Genomic DNA, 23,362 nt, shown 5'->3' on the forward strand with positions numbered 1-23,362 from the left:
AAAAAAGGGGTGCAAAAAGCACCCCCAAATATTAAAAATTATACTTCAGGTAAATTCTTCAAAGATTCCTCTATCAAATCTTCAGGGTATTCGTAATCTTCTAGTTTACCATCAAAATAAGCATCGTAAGATGCCATATCAAAAAATCCATGTCCGCTGAGGCAAAACAGCAATGTTTTCTCTTCACCAGTCTCTTTACACTTTAAAGCTTCTTTTATAGTCGCTGCAATCGCATGAGCTGATTCTGGTGCAGGGACAATCCCTTCCAATTGTGCAAAAAGTGTCCCATATTGAAAAACTTCAAGCTGTTTTACAGCAGTAGCAGAAATCAAACCATCTTTATAAAGCTTACTTACGATAGGTGAATCACCATGATATCTCAACCCACCAGCATGAATTGCAGGTGGTTCAAAATCATGACCCAAAGTAAACATAGGCATGATAGGTGTCAATTTTGCCACATCACCATAATCATAGGCATATTTACCTTTTGTCAATGTTGGACAGCTTGCTGGCTCTACAGCCACAGCATCCACATTTTTACCACTAAATTTATCTGCCAGAAATGGAAAAGCTATTCCACCAAAATTTGACCCACCACCACAGGATGCAAATATCATATCAGGATAATCACCTACAATTTCAAACTGTTTTTTAGCTTCTAAACCAATTACAGTCTGATGCAACAAAACATGATTTAAAACACTACCCAAAGCATAATTTGTATCGTTTCTACCTGCAGCTTCCTCTACCGCCTCACTAATTGCAATACCCAAACTACCATTCGAGTCAGGATTTTTTTCCAAAATTGCTCTACCACTATTTGTAAATTCAGAAGGGCTTGGAATTACTTCAGCTCCAAACATTCTCATAAAAGATTTTCTATAAGGTTTTTGATAAAAGCTGACTTTCACCATATAAACTCTACATTCCATATTAAACATTTTGGTTGCAAAGGCTAAAGCGCTACCCCACTGCCCTGCTCCAGTTTCTGTAGTAAGCCTTTGAACACCCTCCTTTTTATTGTAATATGCTTGAGCCACAGCAGTGTTTGGTTTATGACTTCCTGCTGGTGATACCCCTTCGTATTTAAAATAAATTTTTGCTGGTGTCCCCAAATACTCTTCTAACCTTTCTGCCCTTATCAATGGTGTAGGTCTCCATAACGATAAAATTTCTAAAACCTCTTCAGGGATATCTATCCACCTTTTATCGCTCATCTCCTGTTCAATCAAACTTTCAGGAAAAATAGCTTTCATCTCATCAAAAGTTACGGGTTTTTTTGTAAAAGGGCTTAAAGGTGGATCCATTGGTGTAGGCAAATCAGCCAATATATTATACCACTGTTTTGGCATCTCATCAGTTTTTAAATATACCCGTTTCATAATACCTCCATCTTTTCTTAGTTAAATAATGTTTAACCTACAATATAAAAAAAATCAATACCAAAGACTTTTTGATATAGATTAGAAGAGCTTATATATTCTAAAAAGTTTATCTCGAGGTAATTACTAGAGGCTGTTTTATAACTGTAGCTCAAATTACCAGATCGCTTCGTCAGCTCTCGCTTCCTAGCGATGACAAACTGATTATCGTCATTGCGAACGAAGTGAAGCAATCTCCTGCGTCAACGACATAAAAGAGATTGCTTCGTCGCTATACTCCTCGCAATGACTGAGAAATTAGTCTTTGCGAGCGTTAGCGAAGCAATCTAATGAGCTTATTTCTTACATTAATTTTATAAATGTTTTTTTACTAATATTGATTTTATTATAGTAATTTCTTATAAATAAAATAGATGGAGAAGCAAGTGATAATAAAATTTACAAGGCATGCTAAAAGAAGAGCAAAACTTTATAAAATACCAAAAGAATTAATTGTCAATATTCTGAAAAATATTGACACTTCTCAAGGTGAGCATGAAATAATAAAATATGTTGAAGGGTTTAAATATCCATTAAAGATTGTTTTTGTTGTAGAAAATAATATATTAACAGTAATTACAAATTATCCATTAAAAAGGGGGTATAAAAAATGAAAGTATATTATGATGATGCTGCAGATGCTATTTATATAGAGCTTAATAATGTAGAGCCAGATGGGGTTATTGAATCTGATAATGGTATCAATCTTGATACTGACTCTGAAGGCAGAATTGTTGGAATTGAAATCCTAAATGCATCTAAAAAGATAGATTTGTCTTCTCTCCTTACTTACTCTTTTGAGGTTAAAAAAAAGGTGGTTTAACAAAATCCAAAAATCTCTTATAATTCCTTATTCATTATAAATTGAATGTATATATAATCACAATTAAACTTTGTTAAACAATCTGCTCCTTATCACTCTTTTCTAACTTTGTTAACATAATTTGCAACATACAATGACTGCCTTTGTCTTTGCTAGCCTCAGCGATGCAATCTCAAAAATAATAAATTTTTATTTTACTTATTATTATTTCTATTTTGCATATACCTTTTTACTTCTTCCCTTTCTTTAACAAGGTGGTCTAACAGCTCCTTTAATCTCCAATTTAAGTTATGCTCTGTCACCATACAAAAAAGTGGCTTTGGCAGATCAATCTTTTTATAACTTTCTATAAAATCTATTATCTCATTTTGCTCAGCACCTGCAAACATTATCAAAACTTCGCTATGAATATCCCCTTTTTCAAAATTGCCATCACCATTTAAAATTTCTTTAACCAGTAAATCATCCTGATCTCTATATGCAAAAATATAGTCAAACCCTTTTTGTGAACATAAATTTTTCAATAAATCTTTTTGCTCTCCATCAAGGCCGCATGCCAAAATTTTTTTATTCATTTTTTCTCCTCATCGGTAGTTTATTTCGCACCTCATCGACTAAATTAATATCAATTTCTGCAACAATAACTTTATCAACAAAGTTTTTAGCATCAGCAACCACTTTACCCCAAGGGTCTATTATCATAGAGTTTCCACCAAATACATCGCTCCATGTATTGCCAATTGCATTACAGCAAACAAAATACAATTGATTTTCAATAGCCCTTGCAATGGATAATGCCCTAAAATGCTCTACCCTTTTTGCAGGCCACTCTGCAGGCAAAAAAACAATCTTTGCTCCACCATTTCTTAAGTGATAAAATACCTCACAATACCTCAAATCAAAACATATCGCACATCCTGCCGTTACCCCATTTATATCAAATGTATAATAACCATCACCAGGAAAAAAATATTTATCCTCATCCATTAAAGGGAAAAGGTTTACCTTGTCATATACAAAGTAAACCTCTTTTTTATACTTTACAAAAAAAGAATTATATCTTTTGCCATCTTTAAAACACAAAATCGAACCCATATAAATATTTTTTTCACTTAAATCTTGCAGTACTTCAAAATGATTTTCTGCCTGCTTTTCTATATGCTCATAATTAAAACCTGTAGTAAACAATTCCGGTAAGAGAAAAATATGGTTTGAATAATCAGAAGTGAGTGTATTTACCTTTTCTATATTTCTTTGAACATCTTCTTCTATTTTTATCTGAACACAACCGATATTCATTTTATCTTGCATTTTCAGCTCTTTTAATAGTAAATTTTTGTAAAAGTATCAAAGCGATAAATCCAGCAAAACCAATTATTGTCAAATATCTATGAGGAAACAATAGAAAATAAGCTACAACACCAAATAATATCCTTTCAATAATATTCAACTGGCGTAATTGATACCCCTCAAAAAATACCACAAAAGCATATAATCCCAATGTAGCACTAATCACCGTTTCGATTACATTGATAATAGGCCCTTCGAATAAGAGCGGAGTATATACAAAAAGCAATGGAATAATATAAAGCCCTTTAGCAAGCTTCCAGGCTTCAAAACCGGTTTCCAGAGGTTTGCTCCCCGCAATTCCAGCTGCAGAATATGCAGCAAGACAAACAGGAGGAGTAACATTTGCATCCTGAGAATACCAAAAAATTACCATGTGAGCAGCTATTAAACTAACTCCAAGCATTGTTAGTGCAGGAGCAGCAAGAACAGCCAACACAATATATGAAGCTGTAACAGGAAGCCCCATCCCAAGAATTAATGAAGCAAGAGCGATAAAAATAATAGTCAGTAAAACACTACCACCAGATAATGATTGAATTAACATAGAAAATTTAATCCCCATACCAACAAGCAACACAATACCAATAACAATACCAGAACAAAGAAGAATAATACCTGTTGTCACCATGTTTTTGGCTCCAAGAGCCAATCCATCCAAAATATCTTTTATCCCCATTCTTGTTTTTTTGTTAAACCAGCTTGATACCACAATTGCAGCAATCCCAGCACAGGCAGAATATGTAGGAGTGTATCCATACATTAAAAATCCCATTAAAACTATAATAGGTATAAAAAATTGCCAACCCTCTTTTAAAACTTCAGAAATCTTTGGAATTTCTTCTCTTGGCAGAGGTTTCAAACCGATTTTTTTAGCTCTTATATGGACAAAAAAAGCAACTGTTAAAAAATACATAATTGCAGGGATAAAGGAAACTGCAACAATTTTTAAATACGGAATCTGCGTCCACTGGCTCATAATAAATGCACCAGCACCCATAATTGGTGGCATCAACTGTCCACCAGTAGATGCAGCAGCCTCTACCGCAGCTGCAAATTTTGGAGAAAAACCTGTTTTTTTCATCATAGGGATTGTAATAGAACCTGTTCCAACTGTATTTGCAACAGCACTACCAGATACACTACCCATCAAACCACTTGCAAAAACAGCCATCTTCGCTGGTCCACCTATACTCCTACCCATTATAGCCACTGCCAGCTTAATAATAAAATCACCAGCACCTGATTTAATCAAAAATGCACCAAAAAGAACAAAAAGAAAAACAAATGTTGATGATATTGTAGCAATGGTACCAAAGATACCATCAGGAGCAAAGTACATTCTATATAAAAGTCTTTGAACATTCACACCAGGGAAATTCCATAAGCCATTAAAATATTTACCAAAATAAAGAGCATAGCCGAGAAAAAATGCTGCTAAAATAGGTATTACCAAACCAGATGTTCTTCTTGTTACTTCAATTAATAAAACAATTGCAATAGCTGCTGCTATCAAGTCAGGTAAAATAGGCACTTCGTTTCTTGCGTGCAAAGCATTTTCAAATAAAACGAGATAAACCCCAACCAAAAAAGATAAAACCGCTAAGATAATATCTATTTTTAAAGTTTTTTCAGGATGTTTTTTTGACATAGGGTATAGCAAATACCCTAAAAATAATAAAAAGCTGTAATGCAAAGCGTTTCTTTGAATCTCAGGCATAATTCCAACAGTGTTTACCCACAAGTGAAAAAGAGATGTAATAATACCAACGAAATAAACAATTTTGTCTAAAGTATTAGATAATTCTCTTTGGACGGTTATAACCTCACCGCTGAGATCCTCTTGTGTTTTTTTATTTTCCACTTGGCTCATTTAATCCTCCAAAAAGTAAAGAAAAGGTGGCCAACTAGTTAGGCCACCTGATATAAGATATTTTTATGGAAGCAAGTTTGCAGGTATTTTAATACCTTTTTCTTTATAGAATTTTGCAGCACCAGGATGCAATGGTACTGGCAATCCATCAATAGCTTTATCAAGGCTCATAGCTTTTGTAGCTTTGTGAATATTATGTAAGAAAGGTAAGTTTTCATAAATTGTTTTAGTTATAAGATATACTGTTTCTTCAGGTAAATCAGGTCTTACAGCCAAAAAGTTTGGCTGAGCGATTGTATGAATATCTTTATTCAAGCCTGGATATGTACCTTTTTTAATTATATACCTTATCCAAATAGGATATTCTTTTCTAATTTTTTCTAACTGCTCATCGGTAAACTCTAAAAGTACAACTTTTTTAGCACCAAGCTGAGCAAACAACTGTGTAACAGCTGATACAGGAGGGCCAGCTGGAGTATTCATACCTACGATTCTTCCATCCATCATAGCCTGAGCCGATGCATTATAACCTAAAAATTCTGGGATAATATCTTTTCCAATTTCGATACCTAAAGCTCCTAAAATAACTCTACCTGAACCTTCTGTACCACTACCTCTTTTACCTATGGAAAACTTTTTACCCAACCCTTTCAAATCCATTATGTTTCCAGTTTTTGAATATTTTTTAAGTAATGAGAAATGCTCCACATTTAACCAAAGCATTGTAATTGATCTAAAATCTTTAACGGGTTTTCCTTCATAAAGCCCTTTACCATTATAAGCCATAGCACCAAAAAGAGCCTGTAAAATAGCAAGATCAGCTTCTTTGTTTTTCAACATCTGAATGTTTTCACCAGAACCAGCAGAATTAATAGCAGTCGCAGTAATCTTATACTTTTTAGCCAATTTAATACTGATTAAAGTACCAATTGCAACGCCTACAGGATAGTAAGTACCACCTGTTGTTGCAGTAGCGATAATTAAGTTTTTGTCGCTTGCTTTTGACTCAGAAATACCAAATGATATCAAAAACACAAAAACTAAAAGAACACTCAATAGCTTCTTCATACTTCACCCCCACATTTTAAATATATCATATTATTTTTAGACTTTATTTTCAATATTTAGATTTCAAAAAGTGATAATATCTTTTAATATACTGATTAAATATTATTATTTAGTTTTAATTATCTTTCCATCGATATCACTGTATAGTTTTGAAAAAAATCTTTCTTTATCTCTTTCATATTTAGGAGCAAAATGTAAAAATTTTACAAACTTTGCACCACTTACTTCAAAAATCATTTTGGCTAACTCTACTGTTAAATGTTTTTTATAAATAGCATCCAAAACATCATCTTTTAAAAACATAGCTTCAATCAATAAAACAAATGTATTTTTAGCAAAATTGACAGCTTTTTTGAAATTTTCATAAGTTGGAGCAATATCTGTAATAAAAGTGATATCCTGAGGTTCTTTGTAAATTACCAAATTTTGTTCGAGCTCTTTTAAAGATACCTTTTTTATCCCCTCAACAGTTTCAACATCAATCTCTTCCCTCAAATCAACGCAATTTCTCAGTTTAGACTTTAAAACTGTAAGCCAAGGGCCTGGAATATATCCAAATTTATCAAACACATCTTTCTTTATATTTACATGTTTTTCTTCTTTTATCCTATATCCAACAGAAGGGATACCATGATCAAAAAACTCATACTCTAAAATAAAACCATCTTCTAACTCTATCCTGTCAGCAACCAAATCACAATATTCTGGGACAAAACCATTCGCAGCATCAAACAAAGCACAATTTATTTTTCCATCTAAACCAAGCTCGAAAACTTCAATTTTAAAAGTGTAGTTCTTTATCAAATTCCAGGTATAGGCATCAAGCTTACCTTTAACATTTTTAATAATCCCAGGTGGGCCAAAAACTCTCACTTTTTTATCTGAGCGCAACATCCCTCTTAATATTCTATCAAATCCATAAAAATGATCTATATGTGTGTGACTAACAAAGATATCAGAAATACTTAATATTTCAGAATTTTCTATATTACCAAGCCTGCCACAATCAAGTAAAAAAGCCTGCCTTTTGTAAATATTTCGCACAAAAAAAGCTGTATCTTCAAAAGGTGAATTTACCTGCTTTATTGTAAAATTATGGCGCATTAACTTTCTCTAATCAAAAAATCAGCTATTTTTGCTAAATTACTCTCAACTGTTTTAGTGGTTTCAATTGTCAAATCTGCCAGCTCTTTAGTTTCAAAAGAGCTCTTTTGAGCTTGAAGCAGCTCTAATCTACCATCACTAACAGTTTTTTTACTTTCTCGCTTTTTTAGTCTATCAACAATTATCTCATCAGGTGCAGTAAACAATATCTTTTTATAATTTATATTTTTTTCATCCAGTTTATCAAAATAATCTTTTTTAGAAAAACTACCATCAATGATAGCTGGCCTGCAAACACTATTTTTCAATATCACATTTTCAGCTAACCTTTCATATACCTTTAGGCTAAATTCCTTTGAATAAATCCCTTTTCCAAAATCCTCTAATACTTTTGTCTCTGGATTTAATCCTGCTATTCTTTTTCTTTCAATATCCGTATTGAAATATGAATAAAAGTATTTATCACTAAAAGCCTTACCATTTTTTGACTTACCAGAACCCATTATCCCATAAAATACCAGATTTACATTATCATCCATATTTAAAGCATAACTAAAAGCTGCATCTACATGCCTATCCAGTGAGTTTTTAACATTTGCATAATTTTCCCAAGTTTCCCCTTTTTCCTCAAGCAAAAAGCAAGTCACTTTTGCTCTCACATAGGCTCTATAACATTTGTAAAAATTAAGCAATTTCTTACTGTTTTCATCATCAAAAACTGAGAAAAAGCCTGCTATCAAAGAATCAGATAGGTCAATATATCCATTAATATCCATTTCCATAGCCAAAAAAGCTATTTCAGATACCACATCGTTATATCTAAACCTTTTGTTAAACTCTATACAATCGATAAGCCCTATCTCGTCATTATCAAAATAGACATGCTCCAATCTCAAATCACCATGACCATCTTTGATAAATCCACCTTTCAGTCTATTTTCAAAAAGTGATTTATTCTCCTCAAGAAAATTGAGTGTTTTCTCTTTGATATAATTATAAATTTTTTCATCTAATAAACTGCCCACATACTTTTCTGTCTGCATGAAATTTTCTTCACAATTATACTTTATCACATCAAAACTTCCAAATTCTAAAGCCTTTTCAACTGGAGTTTCGATTTTTTTAAACAACTCCGCAATATTTTTACCAACTTTATAAGCCAACTTTTCATCCACCAATCCATTTTGTACTCTATTACTAAAAAAATCCTCGTCTTTAATTCTTCTCATTTTGAGCACATAATCGATAGCAAACATAGTATTTGTATGTGGAACTAACCTCATCTCTTTTCCAAATCTTGCTATTTTCAATACATCGAGATACACATCTTTAGAAAATCTTGAATTTAATTCTTTTTCTAAAATACAAAAATTTCTTCTACTTTTTGACAATCTATAATCGAGAAAACCAAAATCTACTGGTTTTTTAAGCTTGTATACATAATCATCAGTTATCATTGCATAAGATATATGAGTTTCTTTAATTTCCTTAGGTTTAACCAACTCTTTTAAAATAATAGCTTCTGGTGATAAATCCATTAAACTATCTCCGCATTGTGAACTTTTTCCAACTGCATCAAGCCAAATTTATGACCATCTTCATCAAGGCCTATAATACAATCCTTTGGAACAATCACTTTATACCCTCTACTTACAGCATCAGCAACAGTGTACATTACACAGATATTTGTCACAAGCCCTGTAACGATTAGCTGTTCAACACCCAAATCTTTCAAGATTTCATCTAAATTTGTGTTAAAAAAGCCTGAATACCTTGTTTTTTCAACAACAATATCACCATCTGAAGGTTTTAACTCTTCAACAACTTCAGCACCCTTTGTCCCTTTTACGCAGTGATGTGGCCAGATTTTAAACTCATCATCATCTTCATCATGAGCATCACAAACATAAATAACTGGATACCCCTCTTTTCTTGCTTTATCTATTTCTCTTTTAATATTTGGGATTATACTCTTAGCATTTGGCACCTGCAATGGAGCACCTTCTAAAACAAAATCGTTTAACATATCGATAATTATTAATGCCTTTTTCATTTTTGCCTCCTTAGAGACTTTAAAATATCAAGCTGGTTTTTATAACTTTTATCCTCATCAAAAGGGGTTTCCAAAATGCCCAAAACACCATCTAACCTTTCATCATTCACAAGTTTCTCAAAAAATTCTAAACCTAATAAACCTCTACCGATATAGGCGTGTCTATCTATTTTTGATCCACACTCTTTATTTGTATCATTTAGGTGAAAAACTTTTATTTTATCTTTAAAATTAGTAAAAAAAGTATCAATTACTTCATCATATCTGTTTTTTAAATCATACCCTGCCGCATACATGTGGGCAGAATCAAGACACACACCAATCTTTTCAGGAAATTTAGAATTTTGAATTATATAATCTATGCTCCCATTTATAACCTAAATTTGAGCCTTGGCCTGCTGTCACTTCAAGCAATGTCATAACATTAAAATGATACTCAGAATAAACTCTGTCAATATTTAGAACTATTTTATTTAACCCTTCTTGCTCGCCAATTCCTAAATGAGAGCCAGGATGCATTACATAAAAAGGAACATTCAGTTGATCACATCTTGACAACTCATCAATAAAACATTTAACTGACTTTTCCTCTGTCTCTTTTTTCGGAGAACAAAGATTTATCAAATAGGCACTATGGGCACAAATTCTATCAAAGCCTAAATTTTCTGCAAAAACTTTAAATTTATTTACATCTTTATCTGAATATGGCTTAGCAACCCACCTATTTGCATTTTTTGTAAAAATTTGTAAACACTCACAACCATCACTTTCTGCAAGTTTTAGGCTGTTGAAAACACCACCAGAAATTGATTCATGAGCTCCAAGAAGCATGAGGCCCACTTTTAGGCCTCACCCCTCATAAATTTTAAATAAGTCTCCACTTCCCATTTAGAGCCAATAATTAACGGTGTTTTTTGATGCAAACTCTCTGGTTGGATATCCAAAATCATCTGCTCTCCATCAGTTGCAAGCCCACCAGCTTGCTCAACAATGTAAGCAAGAGGATTGGCTTCATAAAGCAATCTCAATTTACCTTTTGGATTTTTGGAATCCCCAGGGTATAGAAAAACACCACCTTTGAGCAAATTTCTATGAAAATCTGCTACAAGTGAGCCAATATATCTTGAAGTGTACTGTCTCTCTTCTAAATTCTTAATATATTCAACATATTTTCTTATCTTTTCATCCCATCTATGATAATTTGCTTCATTGATAGAGTAAATTTTCCCTTTTTCTGGTATTTTGATATTTGGGTGAGACAATAAAAATTCTCCAACAGATGGATCTAAAGTAAAACCGTTAACTCCATTTCCTGTTGAATAAACAAACATTGTGCTTGAGCCATAAATTACATACCCTGCACCAATTAAATTTCTACCTTTTTGTAAAAAATCTTTTTCACACCCATTTTCACCTTCACTTACTCTCTTATATATACCAAAAATTGTTCCAATACTAATATTTACATCAATATTGCTTGATCCATCCAAAGGATCAAACACCACTACATATTTTCCTTTAGGATATCTATCAGGAACATGTATTACATCATCCTCTTCCTCACTTGCCATGGCACATACTTTTCCAATATGGTCAAGAGCCTCGATCATCTTTTGATTTGCATAAACATCAAGCTTTTGCTGCTCTTCACCATGAACATTTACAGAATCTGCTTTTCCCAAAATATTAATTAAACCTGCTTTATTCACCTCGCGACTTATAATTTTTGCTGCAAAAGCTATCTGCTCTAAAATTAAAGTAAAATCGCCAGTAGCTTCTGGATATTTTCTCTGTTCTTCAATTAAAAATCTGCCAAGACTTGTAACCCCTTTTTGCATTTAACCCCTCACCACATTTTTTTTATAACTGCACCTTCATAATAAAAATTTAATATTTCGTCAAACCTTTTTCCTGCCTCTCCCAATGCTTTTCCACCCCACTGGGAATAACCAACGCCATGACCAAAACCACCACCTTTAAAAACTATTGAATTACCAACTTGTTGAATACTAAACAATATATCATACAACTTTGCAGCTCTTCTTACAGTTGTGTAAGTCCTAAGTACCTTTGTCCCGCCTGAGTGGTTAATTTTGACTTTTACAACTCTACCAGCAGGTGTAGTTTTGTAGGGTGAAATTGAATATATTGTCCCAATATTTACACCTTTCCTTCTCAAATAATTCCCAATTTCGTTTAAAGTTATTTTTTTAGTCCATCTACCCATCTTCTCCTTAGCACTATAAGGGTCAGGCTTAGCACGCATGTATGGATAACCTGTGCCAAAGATATATTTTGGATCATCGATATACCAACCGGTGCTCGCCGTAAAAAATGACAAAATAGGCCTATCGCGGTATGTCAACACCAAACCAGCAGTCTCCAAGACTGCCCTAACCCCCTTTTTTGTTTCGTTTTTTATACCGTTATAGGCTTGATCACCTTCATTATCTACAACATCATAGCTCCAGTCTTCTCTATGCAATTTTTGATAAAGTGCATAAGTCCTTGCAGCTACTGCTTGAGCCTTTAAAGTCTCTAAAGGCCAGCTGCTTGGAGACTCACTTGTAACAACACTTTTTAAATAGTCTTCAATATTTAATATATTGATAACATATAATTTACTCTTGGAGACAAAAATTTTAAAATACCCACGATATCCTCTATATCCATCCTTTTTTAAAAGATATAAATATGAACTGTTAGGATAAATATAAACCGGCGAATAAAGCTGTCTTCCGTTTAAAATTACCATTTTTCCACTTAGATAAACACTAACAACCCCATTGATATTTAAAATTAACCTTCCTGAACTGTCCTTAACTGATATATTACCTTTTATTTTAGCTGATTTGCCTTTGAATAATCTTACCCTAATATCTGGAGCACCTTTAATATTTACAGGTGGCAATTCAAACTTCTTCTTAGGGGATACTAATGGTTTCTTTGTATATCTCTCCACAAAAAATGAAGCTGTATAGCGAAAGCGTCCAAAGGGGTAATATTGCAAATATAGTTTAAAATATTCTAAAGCCTTTTTTTCATCTCCAAAATCATTGTAAAGTAGTGCTAACTTGTATAAAGCGGTTTCACCTTGTGGTAAATCAGGAAATTTTCTAAATATTTCTTCATATATTTTTGCAGCTTCTTCAGGCTTATCCATGTAATGAGCAAAAAGTGTTGCCTTTTGAAGTAAAGCATCAGCAACAATATATCTATTGTCAGTTGCTTCAAGAGCAGTTTCAAAAAATTCTAATGCGTCAAGATATTTGCCCACCTCAACATAATATTTCCCCTCGGCAATGGATTGCCTTGCAAAAAGGATATCAGATACATTTGCATTATTATTTTCTGCATAAACAAATGAAACAAATATAAAAAATAAGACTGCTAACTTACTGCAAAATCTGAACATCAATCTCATACTCACTAAATTTTACTACTTTATAATTTGGTCTGCTATTAATTGATGCAGCCAAGTATAAGGCCTTTTCAGGATACTCTACTACTAATGTGTTCATCCCTTGTTCATTAACTGATAATACCCAACTTACATACTGAATAAAGTTTTTAAACTGCATCATCTGCTGCATATCATTAACATTTGTCAAAACAAGACGAATTTTTTTAGCAGAACCTTTAATTTTATTTACAATAGTACTAATCAACTCATTTGAAACTTTCCCACTCATATCTTCTATCATTTTATATGTAGCATCTTCAACAGTAGGCCCCATACCTCTACCAGAAATATAGCCACTAGCTAAAATTACCCTTTGCCCATTCCTATTTGTAATCAATCTATAAACTAATCTACCTGTTACAATATTGTAAGGCAAACTAACACCATAACCCACATTTTTACCTTCGCGAGCTGTCAAAGTTGTAGTAATTTTACCCACAAGCATAACATTTGATAAATATTGATATGCCAAGTTTCTTATCATTAGAAAATTATTTGTTCTTAATGCTGTGTCCAGTTGACTAACAGAAAAAGTGCTACCTGATGCAATATCTATCACTTCATAACCTTGAACCGATAATTCATTTATCAATTTTTCACTTAAAGGGTTAGATTCCTCAACTCTCCCATCAGGCATTACAAGTGGTAAAATTACTGAAATTGCTGTATTTCTTGAAATAGCTCCCAAAGCCTCTTTTGCTTTATTTGGCACTATAAAAGCCGAAATTTGAACCCAATAAACACCTTGATTTTGCCCTTCTTTAAGAATTTGAAAACCTTTTATAACACCTTGAGTTTCAGACTTTATCGCTTCATCAACCAAAACGGCATTCTGAACAACACTTTGAGCTTTTACTTTGACTCCTGCTGCCTGTTCTAAGGCAAACCACTTTGCTCTTGCTATAGCCTGCAATCTTGCTGTTTGAATATCATTATTTACTATTTCTGCTTCTCCATAAGACTGTACAAAAATACCCTGCTCTCCCATCGCAAAGACAAAAACAGGAATTAATAAAAACAAAAAAACAATAATTTTCTTCATAACTTACCCTCAACTAATAGCTTTAATTTAAACAGAAAGTAGGGCAAAAGCCCTACTTTAATACAAATACTACTTTAGCACCTTCTAAGAAATTTGTTTTCTGATTAGATGAAAAAATAGCAGTGGCATCATCACCAGATACCTTTACATCAGTAAACTTCACAACACCTACTGCCTTTACAACAAGAGGATTTTTAACCCCTCTTTCTGAAAGAATAGCTTTTGCCTTACCAATTTCGTTTGTGTAATCACCACACCCTCTTTGTGCTAAAATATCTTCAGCTATCTTAGTTGGATCATAAATTATTTCACCTTTTTCATTCAAAATTCTATTTATTAATGCTGGTCTAAAGTTTGTGCCAGTAGTATCTACAATTAACCCATCATAAACCTGTGGTGCAGGAGGTACAACCTGAGGTTGAAATGCTGGAGCAGGTGGAACTGCATTAAATATAGCTTGTCTAGCATTTGGATCCTGAAACATTGTAGTAACAAAAGATTTTGTGCCCACCTCTAAACAAACATAACCAACACCCTGGCTCATATCATAATATCTACCACACTCTCTTGCTCCCTGTAAAAAGCCTTGAACAGTTGATCTTATAACATCATTTACTAACAAACCATTTTGAACAGTCGTATCACCAGCAACTGTAACACCCTGAAGAACCTCTAATAAATCTCTCTGAGCTACAACCTTTGCAGCCCTTAATGCTGCATATCTTCTCTGTCCAGCCTCTGATTCACCTATAACTCTAATATATCCAGTTGCAAATGCAGCTTGAGGATTTGTTATTGGCTGTGGTAATGGTGGCATACCACCCATCATTTGAGGTTGAGGCTGCATCATTTGAGGATTATATTGACCACCTCCATAAGGTTGTTGCATAGGCTGTTGCATTGGTTGCTGCATCATCTGTCCACCATATTGACCCGGTTGTTGCATCATTTGTTGATTATTTGGTTGTTGATAGTTTGGTGCCTGTTGATTATATGGAGCAGGTTGCTGATAAGCAGGGTTATACGGTTGATTATAAGGTTGATTATATGTCTGTGCAAAAACAGACAAACTAAACAGCATAAATATAAATAGTAATATAGCATACACAAATTTATTTACTCTCATCACCGCCTCCTTAATAAACATTCAAAGTCTGTCTCAACACTCTAATAGCCAATAGAGCTTCAGCACCATCAACATTATCATCTGGCCTAAATTCACCAGATAACTCTGTTTCCATCAAACCTCTTGTAACAACATTCATTACAGCATTAAACCATGGTGCTGTAGGGCTAACATCTGGATAAGGAGAATTTTCCTGCCCAAAATACTTTCTTGGTAATGATTCATCACTAGTCAATTTAACCAATACATCTTCTAAAATTAGTGCAAACTCCTTACGAGTTAATGGTTTATTTGGGAAAAACAGATAAGCCTTTGTCGTCTCATCATATATTGGAGAAAGACCTCTTATATTCCACTTAAGTATTGTTTCAATCTCTGGTCTAAATGGATGGTTTAAAATATCAGCAGGGATAAATTCTGGTTTCATTTTTGCAATTTGCGATTTTACAGGTATACGCCCTTCCATAATCTTTTCAATTCTAAGTTCATCCACTAAAAGTGCGGCGAAATCCGCTCTTGAAACCTCATCTTTTACTGCAATCTTTTTACCTACATCACCTACTGTAATTCCAGCCATAGCCCTTACGATCTTGTCAGTTTTCTTCCACATTGCATTTGCAGGAGCATGCCATTTACTTTGCCTTGACATATTCAAAACATTTGCAAAAGAATCCCTTGCTTTTTGAAACTCTTCACCTTTGAGATAAGCAACACCCATAAAATATTCTAGAGCCTCAGGCCCTTGATAATAAGGTAATTTGTTAAAATTAACATCTTTTTCTATACTTTTAGCATCATCATAAAAATCTTTTGCATCTTCTAACCAATCCTCTAAACGCAATTCAGTATAAGTTCTTATACCTGTAACATAATAAATATATTTTTGATCTTTATTCTTTGCATATTTTTTAGCCTTCTTTAAACTTTCAAGACTTCTTTCTACCCAAACCTGTTTTTCACCCATATCAGCTTTACTATTTGCTATCATTGCCAAAGTTAAAGATTTTCCTGCATAACCAGGAGAATATTTTGGATCACATTGAATTGAACGCTCAAATTTTATATTTGCATTGTTTATGTCACCTTTTTCTATCAATTCCATCCCAGTAAAATAGTTATGCTCTGGATTATCAGTTGGCGAATTACAAACAGTTTTAGGTTTAGAGCAGCTAACAAACATAAACGCAACTATCACACTTAAAACTAATAATAATTTTCTTCTCATTTTATTACCCCCTAAAATAGTTTTTTCATCAATCCTTGACCTTCTAATTTAGCCCTTAGAACTAAAGTACCAATTTTAAGCCTTTTTCTATGTTGCTCATCCCCCTCTATTTTTACCCAACACTGATTTTCATCAACCTGATCAGTAACAATTAATTCAACAGGGATTTTTGCTTTACTACAACTATGTGTTCCTTTGAAAGGATCTCTAATTTCCATAAAATCATAAGCTATTAACTTTTGCCCTGGTTTAATACCGTTTGCCCTACCAAGATTTACAAGAGCCACCTGCTTATTTCCTCTCAATTGAATTATATAACCTTTTATGGCAAACAGTTGTGATAATTCAGGTTTTATATCCAAAGCAGCTTCACCCATAGCTTTTTTAGCTGCAGTAATTATCAATTCTGGATTAAAATTTGGTTGTTTACCTGCAAGTTCTCTGCCTTTAACTTTTTTAGATGCAATAATTCTACCTGTGGCAACATCTATAATTTTTACAGTCATTTCTACATTTACATTCCATCCCTCTGTAGTTGCTTCTAAAATAGATAAAGCAAGATTTGCTAACGCATTATCTGATTTCTTCTTTTTAGAAGGTGGTACATACTCTGCTTTAATATTATCAACAGAACCAGTAATAATATAACTAACACCAGCAATTTTACCTAATTGAACTAATGTATTGGGATCTGCAACATTCATCTGAAAACCCTGCTCTTGCATAACCTGTTGAATATTAGATCTTGTAAAAACCTCTACACCACCCATATTTACAACAATATCTTCAACAGCACTTTGTGCATACGCCCCTATATTAGGTGATATCTGTCTCATAAATGTATTTATATCTTTTGAATATTTAACTTTTGTTTTGCTAGCTCCAACATAACCAACCCCAACAGCACCAGGCGCAACAACAGCTCCAGCAACACCCCCTTCTACATGAGTCCTAGTACCTTGACCTCTAATAGAAGTATTTGAACCTGTCATTTTCCCAAAAGTAGTATTATTTTGAAAATCTACTACCGCTACTCTTAGCTGCCTTGTTTCATACTGAGCTCTACATACTTGAGGAACCTGCACCTGCTCAGTATCTGCAGGCACTATTGATAAAGCCATAGGATCAACTTTTGGTGTCCCACAAGAAACAAGAAAAATAATAACTGTTACAATAAGTAAACAAAGACAAATTTTCCTCATAACCCACTCCCTCTTTATTTTTTATTCATTTTATAATATAAAGTATAACACATTATATCACAAAAATATATTTTTTTTAAAAATTTTTAGGAGTCAATTATGAATGAAAAGTCACTTTGGGAATTTTTAGAAAAACACTTAAACGCCATCTACACAGGTGATTTTAAAACCTATGAAGAAACAACACACAAAGACCTCACTTTATACGAATGGTTTGTAGCTCCTCATAGAATAGAAGGTTTAAATTTTCACAAATTTATGATGGAAAATAACTGGGCAAATACTCATGACGGTTTTAATATTCATCTCACAGATAAAAAAGCTCAAATATATAATGATACAGCTATACTTACCTATACATTAATAATTTCCTACAAAAATGAAGGGAAGATAGAGCATAAAGTCGTAAATGAAACAAGAGTGGTAATAAAATTTGGCAACACACTAAAAGTAGTCCATGTACATAAAAGCCCAGGGAAAGAGCAATAATGCTCTTCCCCTCTTCTCTTTTAATTAATACTCCCCTTTTGATGGAACAATACAAATAAATTCAAAATCCTCTTCCCCAGCATTTAAAAATTGATGTTCAATATTGTTTGGGACAAAAGCTATTGATCCTTTTTCCACATTATACTCTTTTCCATCCATATATAAAATCCCTTGTCCACCAATTACATAATTAATGTGTGGCCAATCATGTGAATGCCTCGGTGTTTTTCCCCCTTTTTCAATTCTAAAAACTCTCATCACATAATCATCCCAGCCTTCATTTTTTCCAATTGCTACTTTTTTAAATACCTTTTCAGCTTCTTTCATATTCATTGCTACTTCTTCCTTATCCTTTAAATGACCAACAAACATTTTAACCCCCTTTTTTCATTAAAAATGTAGTATATTCTTCACCATAAAAACCTTTAACCAACTCAAATCCACCATTACAATATATTTTTCTGATTTCATAATTTTCCTCTATGGGTATACCAGATAAAATAAGAAATCCATTTTTATTTTTCATCCAATTAAAAATATACCCCTTTAAATTAACAATGATATCAAAATAAATATTTGCAATTATAATATCATAATTACCTTTAATAGCTCTTTCATCAGAACATATAACAAAACAGTTTTTAACATCATTTATTGCCGTATTTTCTTTAAAATTCTTACATGCGTCAAAAGATATATCATAACCCACCACTTTTTTTGCACCTAAAATACTAGCATAAATACTCAAAATCCCTGTACCAGAGCCAATATCCAAAACAGATTTATTATTGAAATCAATATAATCCATAAATTTTAAGCAACTTAAAGTGGTCTCATGCTCACCACTGCCAAATGAGGATACTTTTATCCTTATCTTTTTTTTTCAAATTTAATACTTTTATAGAATCCATATAAATCTATTATCAATAAAAATTCAAATTGCAACAAATTACTTTATAACACCGTTTTTATATATAAAAAGTCTAAATTAACTTTGACTTAGATAAAAAATAATAATATTAAATAAGAAACTTAATTGGGGGGTTATTATGGCCTTACAAAAAAAGGAAAAATATAATGTTGCTATTGTTGGTGCTACTGGAGCTGTTGGGCAGGTATTTTTACAAATCTTAGAAGAAAGAAATTTCCCAATTGATGAATTAAGATTACTTGCATCAAGTAGATCAGCTGGCAAGAAGGTAAAATTTAAAGGGGAAGAGTATACAGTTCAGGAATTAACTCATGATAGTTTTGAAGGGATAGATATTGCTCTTTTTTCCGCTGGAGGTGGCAGAAGTAAAGAGTTTGCTCCATCAGCAGTAAAAGCAGGTGCCGTGGTAATTGACAACAGTTCTGCTTTTAGAATGGACAAAGATGTTCCATTGGTTGTTCCTGAAGTCAACCCTGATGATGCTTTTAAACATAATGGGATAATTGCAAACCCAAACTGTACTACTATTATTATGGTCGTAGCATTAAAACCTCTTCATGATTATGGTAAAATCAAAAGGGTGGTAGTTTCATCATATCAATCAGCTTCTGGCGCAGGTGCAAAAGCAATGCAAGAGTTGATGGATCAAACAAGAGCTTGGGTAAATGGAGAACCTCTAAAAGTAGAAGCTTTTCAACATCAACTGCTTTTTAATGTAATACCACACATAGATGTTTTTATGGAAAATGGATACACTAGAGAAGAGATGAAAATGTACAACGAAACTAAAAAAATCATGGGTGATGATTCTATTGAAGTAACAGCAACCTGTGTAAGGGTTCCAGTTTTGACAGCACATTCAGAAGCTGTAACTGTAGAAACTGAAAAGAAAATAACAGTAGAAAAAGCAAAAGAGCTTTTTAGTAATGCTCCAGGTATACAAGTATTAGACAACCCAGAAAAAAATGAGTATCCAATGCCACTTTTTGTATCAGGTAAAGACGATTGTTATGTAGGTAGAATCCGCGAAGATATTTCAAAAGAGAATTCTTTAAACTTCTGGGTAGTAGGTGATCAATTAAGAAAAGGTGCTGCCCTTAACGCGGTTCAAATAGCAGAATTACTTATTTCAAAATAAAAAAATGGGAGCTTTACGCTCCCATTTCCTATATTTTTTAAAAATGAGGCTATTGCACAATAAACTATATTTTTGCTAACAAAGTAGTTTTGAGGTTGATTCTCCCGCCATTAACTTAACATCTTAATAATTATATATCAATAACATAATATACTCAAAAAATTATAAACTCAACTTCTGCCAATAAATGGCTGGGTCGCAATAACCCAAAAATGCCGTCATTGCGAGCGTCAGCGAAGCAATCTAAATTCTTAAAACTAATACTATTGTGCAACACCCTCAAAATATATTAACCTAATCTTACAAAAGCATTCATTTTCTTTTCATAACCAATAGTTGATGATGGGCCATGCCCTGGATATACTGTGACATCATCATCTAATATATATAGTTTATTTTTTATACTGTTTTCTAAAGTATTAAAATCTGCATAAGGAAAATCTGTCCTACCAACCGAATCTTTAAAAAGAGTATCACCTGTAAAAACCGCTTTTGCATCATCAAGATATAAAGATACACCTCCAGGGGAATGCCCTGGTGTATGTAAAACCTTTAATTTAATATCTCCAAATGTTAATAATTGATTATCCTCTAAATAATTATCGATATTGCTTGATTTTATGCCAAAGATACCAAACATCGAAGCATGTTCTACAGCATTTTTTAATAAAAACTCATCACCTTCATGCATGTACAGAGGGATATTGTATTCACTCTTTAAATCTTCAATAGCACCAACATGATCGAAATGTCCATGGGTATTAACAATTGCTAATGGTTTTAGTTCATTCGAATCTATAAAACTTTTTATTTTCTCAAAATCACTACCTGGATCAATAATAATTGCATCTTTGTTTTTTGAAATTATATAGCAATTTACATATAAATCACCAACAATAATTATATCTATTTTCATATCACACCTCATTGTAATATTATTGTTACCGGACCATTATTTAAAATATCCAATTTCATACTTGCAGCAAACACACCTGTTTTTATTTTATCATCACCTAAAATTTTCTTACATTCCTCAACAAATTTTTCATAAAACTCTTTTGCTAATTCAGGCTCCATCGCCCCAGTAAAATCAGGCCTTCTACCCTTTTTTACAACCCCTGCCAATGTAAATTGACTGACAATCATCATCTCACCATCTATATCTTTTACGCCCAAACTCATTTTACCATTTTCATCACTAAAAATCCTCAAATTTGCACATTTATCAGCAAACCATTTTATTTTATCATGATCATCACCTTTTTCAGCACAAAAAAGTACCAAAACCCCCTTACCTATGTTAGAGTAAACTTCTCCATCTATAAAAACCTTACAACTATCCACCCTTTGAACAACACACTTCATCTCAACACCTCTTTAAAATTTATTTTAAAAACTTGTAACACAACTAAATAAAATATAATAGTCAATAATATTATCAATAAAACATGCACTCTTTTATGATATAGATACAAAATAAAAATACTCATCAAAAAGTTGGATAAAATAATTTTTAATATATACCAATTATATTTCGAGAGAAAATCTTTAAAACTGTACAACTTCTTTTGAGAAATTAATTTAACATAAATTATTGTTCCTATAAATGCAGACAATGACGAAGCCAGCGCAATCCCAGAATGCTTAAAAGGCTTTAGTAATAACAGTGAAAAAATAATATTTGAAACAAGCAAAATTGCTGAAATCTTCACAGGAGTTTTAGTATCTAAAATTGAATGAAAAATTTTTGTAAAAGTCATATTTAAAGAAAAAAATAGCAACCCCAAAGAATACATTTTCAATGCATTTGCAGTATTAACTGTATCATTAAAGTTAAATTGATTTCTCTGAAATACAATTCTTATTATATCGTCCGAAAGTAAAATTAAGCCTAAAGATGCAGGTAAGATTATTAGGAATATAGATAATATAGATTTTGAAATAATCTCAAAACGTCTAATTGAATCGTTTTTACTCAACTCTGTCAATGAAACTGTGCCTATAGTAACAGAAAATAGCCCAAAGGGAAATTGAAAAAGCCTATTTGCATAATAAAGATAAGATATACTTCCAAAAGGTAAATAGGAAGCTAATACTCTACCAACCAAAAAATTTAATTGATTTATCCCAACACCAAAGATAGATGGTACAATTAATAAAAATGTCTTTTTCACATCAGAAATAGATTTCTTATCAAAACTAAATTTAAATCCAAATTTGTAAGAAAATAATAAAATATATCCAAGCTGTATTAAACCACCAAAAAAAACACCCCAAGCCAAAAAGTAAATATTTTTTGAATAAATATATGATAGATAAATTGAAGTAATCATAGCTAAATTAAGTAGTGCAGTAGAAGAATAAGGTATAAAATAACTACCTCTCAAATTTAAAAAAGATGAAAAAAGTGCCGAAACACTTACAAAGAGTAAATATGGCATAACAATAATCAAAATGTTTGATGCAACACTAATTACTTCTTTATCCCCTATAAAACCAGGCATAAAAAGTAAAATAATCTTGTCTGAAAACAAAGAAAAAATAATTATAAAAATCGCTATAATAGAGGATAGATAAATGACCATGTTCGAAAGATAGCTATATCCTTCATACTCGCTCTTTTTTAATTTACTCCCCAAAATAGGGACAAAAGCTGAAGATAAAGCACCTTCCGCAAACAAAGCTCTAAAAAGATTAGGAATTGCAAAAGCTACAAAGAAAGCATCGGTGAGTGCCGACGCACCAAATACAGCAGCAATAAATATATCTCTTAAAAAACCCAATATCCTACTTGTAAAAACACCAAAAGCAGAACGAATTACACTACCCAAAAAACCTCTCACTAATTACCATCCTATATTTAATTATTTTACTTTTATATATTTAACAAAAAAAATAACAACTATTTTCTACTTAAACAATATTTCTTTAAATATTACAATAACTTAAATCTTGTTCATTGTGGCTTAACATAACAATACTGTTAATTCAATAACACAATAAATAAAATTTTGACTTTACTATACATTTTGATTAGGTTATAATGACAATAAG

General features: G+C 32.5%; 25 protein-coding genes. 4 read left to right on the forward strand and 21 right to left on the reverse strand.

Translation table 11 applies throughout. The features are described 5' to 3' along the window. Positions 1 to 38: 38 nt before the first annotated feature. Complete coding sequence (locus tag OWM07_RS07625; protein WP_423303092.1) at positions 39 to 1,385, reverse strand: TrpB-like pyridoxal phosphate-dependent enzyme; 1,347 nt, start codon at positions 1,383 to 1,385, stop codon at positions 39 to 41. Between the two features lie 413 nt (positions 1,386 to 1,798). On the opposite strand from OWM07_RS07625, the gene OWM07_RS07630 reads away from it, so the two are divergent. Both OWM07_RS07630 and OWM07_RS07635 read left to right on the forward strand, forming a co-directional pair. Then, positions 1,799 to 2,038 (forward strand): hypothetical protein, encoded by a 240-nt coding sequence (locus tag OWM07_RS07630; protein ID WP_423303093.1) that lies wholly within the window; start codon positions 1,799 to 1,801, stop codon positions 2,036 to 2,038. Next, positions 2,035 to 2,247, forward strand: coding sequence for a DUF2283 domain-containing protein (locus OWM07_RS07635; RefSeq protein WP_423303094.1), 213 nt, complete (start codon positions 2,035 to 2,037; stop codon positions 2,245 to 2,247). Before OWM07_RS07630 ends, OWM07_RS07635 begins: the two co-directional genes overlap by 4 nt. 194 nt (positions 2,248 to 2,441) lie before the next feature. Here the strand turns inward: OWM07_RS07635 and OWM07_RS07640 are convergent, their stop codons facing one another. From OWM07_RS07640 to OWM07_RS07710, 15 genes are all read right to left on the reverse strand, one after another. After that, a complete protein-coding gene (locus tag OWM07_RS07640) occupies positions 2,442 to 2,822 on the reverse strand; it encodes a DUF3783 domain-containing protein (RefSeq protein WP_423303095.1) in 381 nt (126 codons plus the stop codon). Further along, on the reverse strand, positions 2,815 to 3,558 hold the full coding sequence (locus OWM07_RS07645) for a nitrilase-related carbon-nitrogen hydrolase (protein WP_423303096.1): 744 nt from the start codon (positions 3,556 to 3,558) through the stop codon (positions 2,815 to 2,817). Before OWM07_RS07645 ends, OWM07_RS07640 begins: the two co-directional genes overlap by 8 nt. Then, positions 3,548 to 5,467, reverse strand: coding sequence for a TRAP transporter permease (locus OWM07_RS07650; protein ID WP_423303097.1), 1,920 nt, complete (start codon positions 5,465 to 5,467; stop codon positions 3,548 to 3,550). The genes OWM07_RS07645 and OWM07_RS07650 overlap by 11 nt, the downstream gene beginning before the upstream one ends. A 63-nt stretch (positions 5,468 to 5,530) precedes the next feature. Continuing rightward, on the reverse strand, positions 5,531 to 6,535 hold the full coding sequence (locus OWM07_RS07655; protein ID WP_423303098.1) for a TAXI family TRAP transporter solute-binding subunit: 1,005 nt from the start codon (positions 6,533 to 6,535) through the stop codon (positions 5,531 to 5,533). A gap of 105 nt (positions 6,536 to 6,640) precedes the next feature. Beyond that, entirely contained in the window at positions 6,641 to 7,639 is a 999-nt protein-coding gene (locus OWM07_RS07660; RefSeq protein ID WP_423303099.1) for an MBL fold metallo-hydrolase, read from the reverse strand. Then, positions 7,639 to 9,177, reverse strand: coding sequence for a bifunctional aminoglycoside phosphotransferase/ATP-binding protein (locus tag OWM07_RS07665; RefSeq protein WP_423303100.1), 1,539 nt, complete (start codon positions 9,175 to 9,177; stop codon positions 7,639 to 7,641). Before OWM07_RS07665 ends, OWM07_RS07660 begins: the two co-directional genes overlap by 1 nt. Continuing rightward, positions 9,177 to 9,692: a cysteine hydrolase family protein gene (locus tag OWM07_RS07670; protein ID WP_423303101.1), complete on the reverse strand. Its 516-nt coding sequence runs from the start codon at positions 9,690 to 9,692 to the stop codon at positions 9,177 to 9,179. Before OWM07_RS07670 ends, OWM07_RS07665 begins: the two co-directional genes overlap by 1 nt. Then, a complete protein-coding gene (locus OWM07_RS07675; RefSeq protein WP_423303102.1) occupies positions 9,689 to 10,009 on the reverse strand; it encodes a TIM barrel protein in 321 nt (106 codons plus the stop codon). The genes OWM07_RS07670 and OWM07_RS07675 overlap by 4 nt, the downstream gene beginning before the upstream one ends. 19 nt (positions 10,010 to 10,028) lie before the next feature. Further along, positions 10,029 to 10,523, reverse strand: a complete 495-nt coding sequence (locus OWM07_RS07680) for a deoxyribonuclease IV (protein WP_423303173.1) — start codon at positions 10,521 to 10,523, stop codon at positions 10,029 to 10,031. Between the two features lie 11 nt (positions 10,524 to 10,534). Then, entirely contained in the window at positions 10,535 to 11,530 is a 996-nt protein-coding gene (gene fbp / locus OWM07_RS07685; protein WP_423303103.1) for a class 1 fructose-bisphosphatase, read from the reverse strand. An 8-nt stretch (positions 11,531 to 11,538) separates the two neighbouring features. Continuing rightward, on the reverse strand, positions 11,539 to 13,116 hold the full coding sequence (locus OWM07_RS07690) for a SpoIID/LytB domain-containing protein (protein WP_423303104.1): 1,578 nt from the start codon (positions 13,114 to 13,116) through the stop codon (positions 11,539 to 11,541). Beyond that, on the reverse strand, positions 13,088 to 14,197 hold the full coding sequence (locus OWM07_RS07695) for a flagellar assembly protein T N-terminal domain-containing protein (RefSeq protein ID WP_423303105.1): 1,110 nt from the start codon (positions 14,195 to 14,197) through the stop codon (positions 13,088 to 13,090). The genes OWM07_RS07690 and OWM07_RS07695 overlap by 29 nt, the downstream gene beginning before the upstream one ends. A 52-nt stretch (positions 14,198 to 14,249) precedes the next feature. Then, positions 14,250 to 15,323 carry a hypothetical protein gene (locus OWM07_RS07700; protein WP_423303106.1) on the reverse strand — a complete coding sequence of 358 codons (1,074 nt, stop codon included), beginning with the start codon at positions 15,321 to 15,323 and terminating at the stop codon, positions 14,250 to 14,252. A 10-nt stretch (positions 15,324 to 15,333) separates the two neighbouring features. Continuing rightward, positions 15,334 to 16,548, reverse strand: a complete 1,215-nt coding sequence (locus OWM07_RS07705) for an S-layer homology domain-containing protein (RefSeq protein WP_423303107.1) — start codon at positions 16,546 to 16,548, stop codon at positions 15,334 to 15,336. Positions 16,549 to 16,559: 11 nt separating this feature from the next. Continuing rightward, a complete protein-coding gene (locus OWM07_RS07710; protein WP_423303108.1) occupies positions 16,560 to 17,750 on the reverse strand; it encodes a CsgG/HfaB family protein in 1,191 nt (396 codons plus the stop codon). 99 nt (positions 17,751 to 17,849) lie between these two features. Here OWM07_RS07710 and OWM07_RS07715 point away from each other — a divergent pair, with 99 nt between their 5' ends. After that, positions 17,850 to 18,239, forward strand: a complete 390-nt coding sequence (locus OWM07_RS07715; RefSeq protein WP_423303109.1) for a nuclear transport factor 2 family protein — start codon at positions 17,850 to 17,852, stop codon at positions 18,237 to 18,239. A gap of 24 nt (positions 18,240 to 18,263) precedes the next feature. On the opposite strand, the gene OWM07_RS07720 is transcribed toward OWM07_RS07715, so the two are convergent. Together OWM07_RS07720 and OWM07_RS07725 are read right to left on the reverse strand one after the other, a co-directional pair. Continuing rightward, positions 18,264 to 18,611 carry a cupin domain-containing protein gene (locus tag OWM07_RS07720; RefSeq protein ID WP_423303110.1) on the reverse strand — a complete coding sequence of 116 codons (348 nt, stop codon included), beginning with the start codon at positions 18,609 to 18,611 and terminating at the stop codon, positions 18,264 to 18,266. Between the two features lies 1 nt (position 18,612). Then, on the reverse strand, positions 18,613 to 19,113 hold the full coding sequence (locus OWM07_RS07725; protein WP_423303174.1) for a 50S ribosomal protein L11 methyltransferase: 501 nt from the start codon (positions 19,111 to 19,113) through the stop codon (positions 18,613 to 18,615). Positions 19,114 to 19,288: 175 nt separating this feature from the next. On the opposite strand from OWM07_RS07725, the gene OWM07_RS07730 reads away from it, so the two are divergent. After that, complete coding sequence (locus OWM07_RS07730) at positions 19,289 to 20,308, forward strand: aspartate-semialdehyde dehydrogenase (protein ID WP_423303111.1); 1,020 nt, start codon at positions 19,289 to 19,291, stop codon at positions 20,306 to 20,308. 289 nt (positions 20,309 to 20,597) lie between these two features. Here the strand turns inward: OWM07_RS07730 and OWM07_RS07735 are convergent, their stop codons facing one another. The 3 genes from OWM07_RS07735 to murJ are packed head-to-tail and all read right to left on the reverse strand — an operon-like array spanning position 20,598 to position 23,139. After that, the gene (locus OWM07_RS07735; RefSeq protein WP_423303112.1) at positions 20,598 to 21,224 is read right to left on the reverse strand and encodes an MBL fold metallo-hydrolase; all 627 of its coding nucleotides are present in this window, start codon (positions 21,222 to 21,224) and stop codon (positions 20,598 to 20,600) included. Between the two features lie 8 nt (positions 21,225 to 21,232). Beyond that, positions 21,233 to 21,673: a D-aminoacyl-tRNA deacylase gene (gene dtd, locus OWM07_RS07740; protein WP_423303113.1), complete on the reverse strand. Its 441-nt coding sequence runs from the start codon at positions 21,671 to 21,673 to the stop codon at positions 21,233 to 21,235. After that, positions 21,670 to 23,139 (reverse strand): murein biosynthesis integral membrane protein MurJ, encoded by a 1,470-nt coding sequence (gene murJ / locus OWM07_RS07745; protein ID WP_423303114.1) that lies wholly within the window; start codon positions 23,137 to 23,139, stop codon positions 21,670 to 21,672. The genes dtd and murJ overlap by 4 nt, the downstream gene beginning before the upstream one ends. Positions 23,140 to 23,362: the final 223 nt, after the last annotated feature.

Source organism: Deferribacter thermophilus, assembly GCF_049472675.1.
GTDB lineage: Bacteria > Chrysiogenota > Deferribacteres > Deferribacterales > Deferribacteraceae > Deferribacter > Deferribacter thermophilus.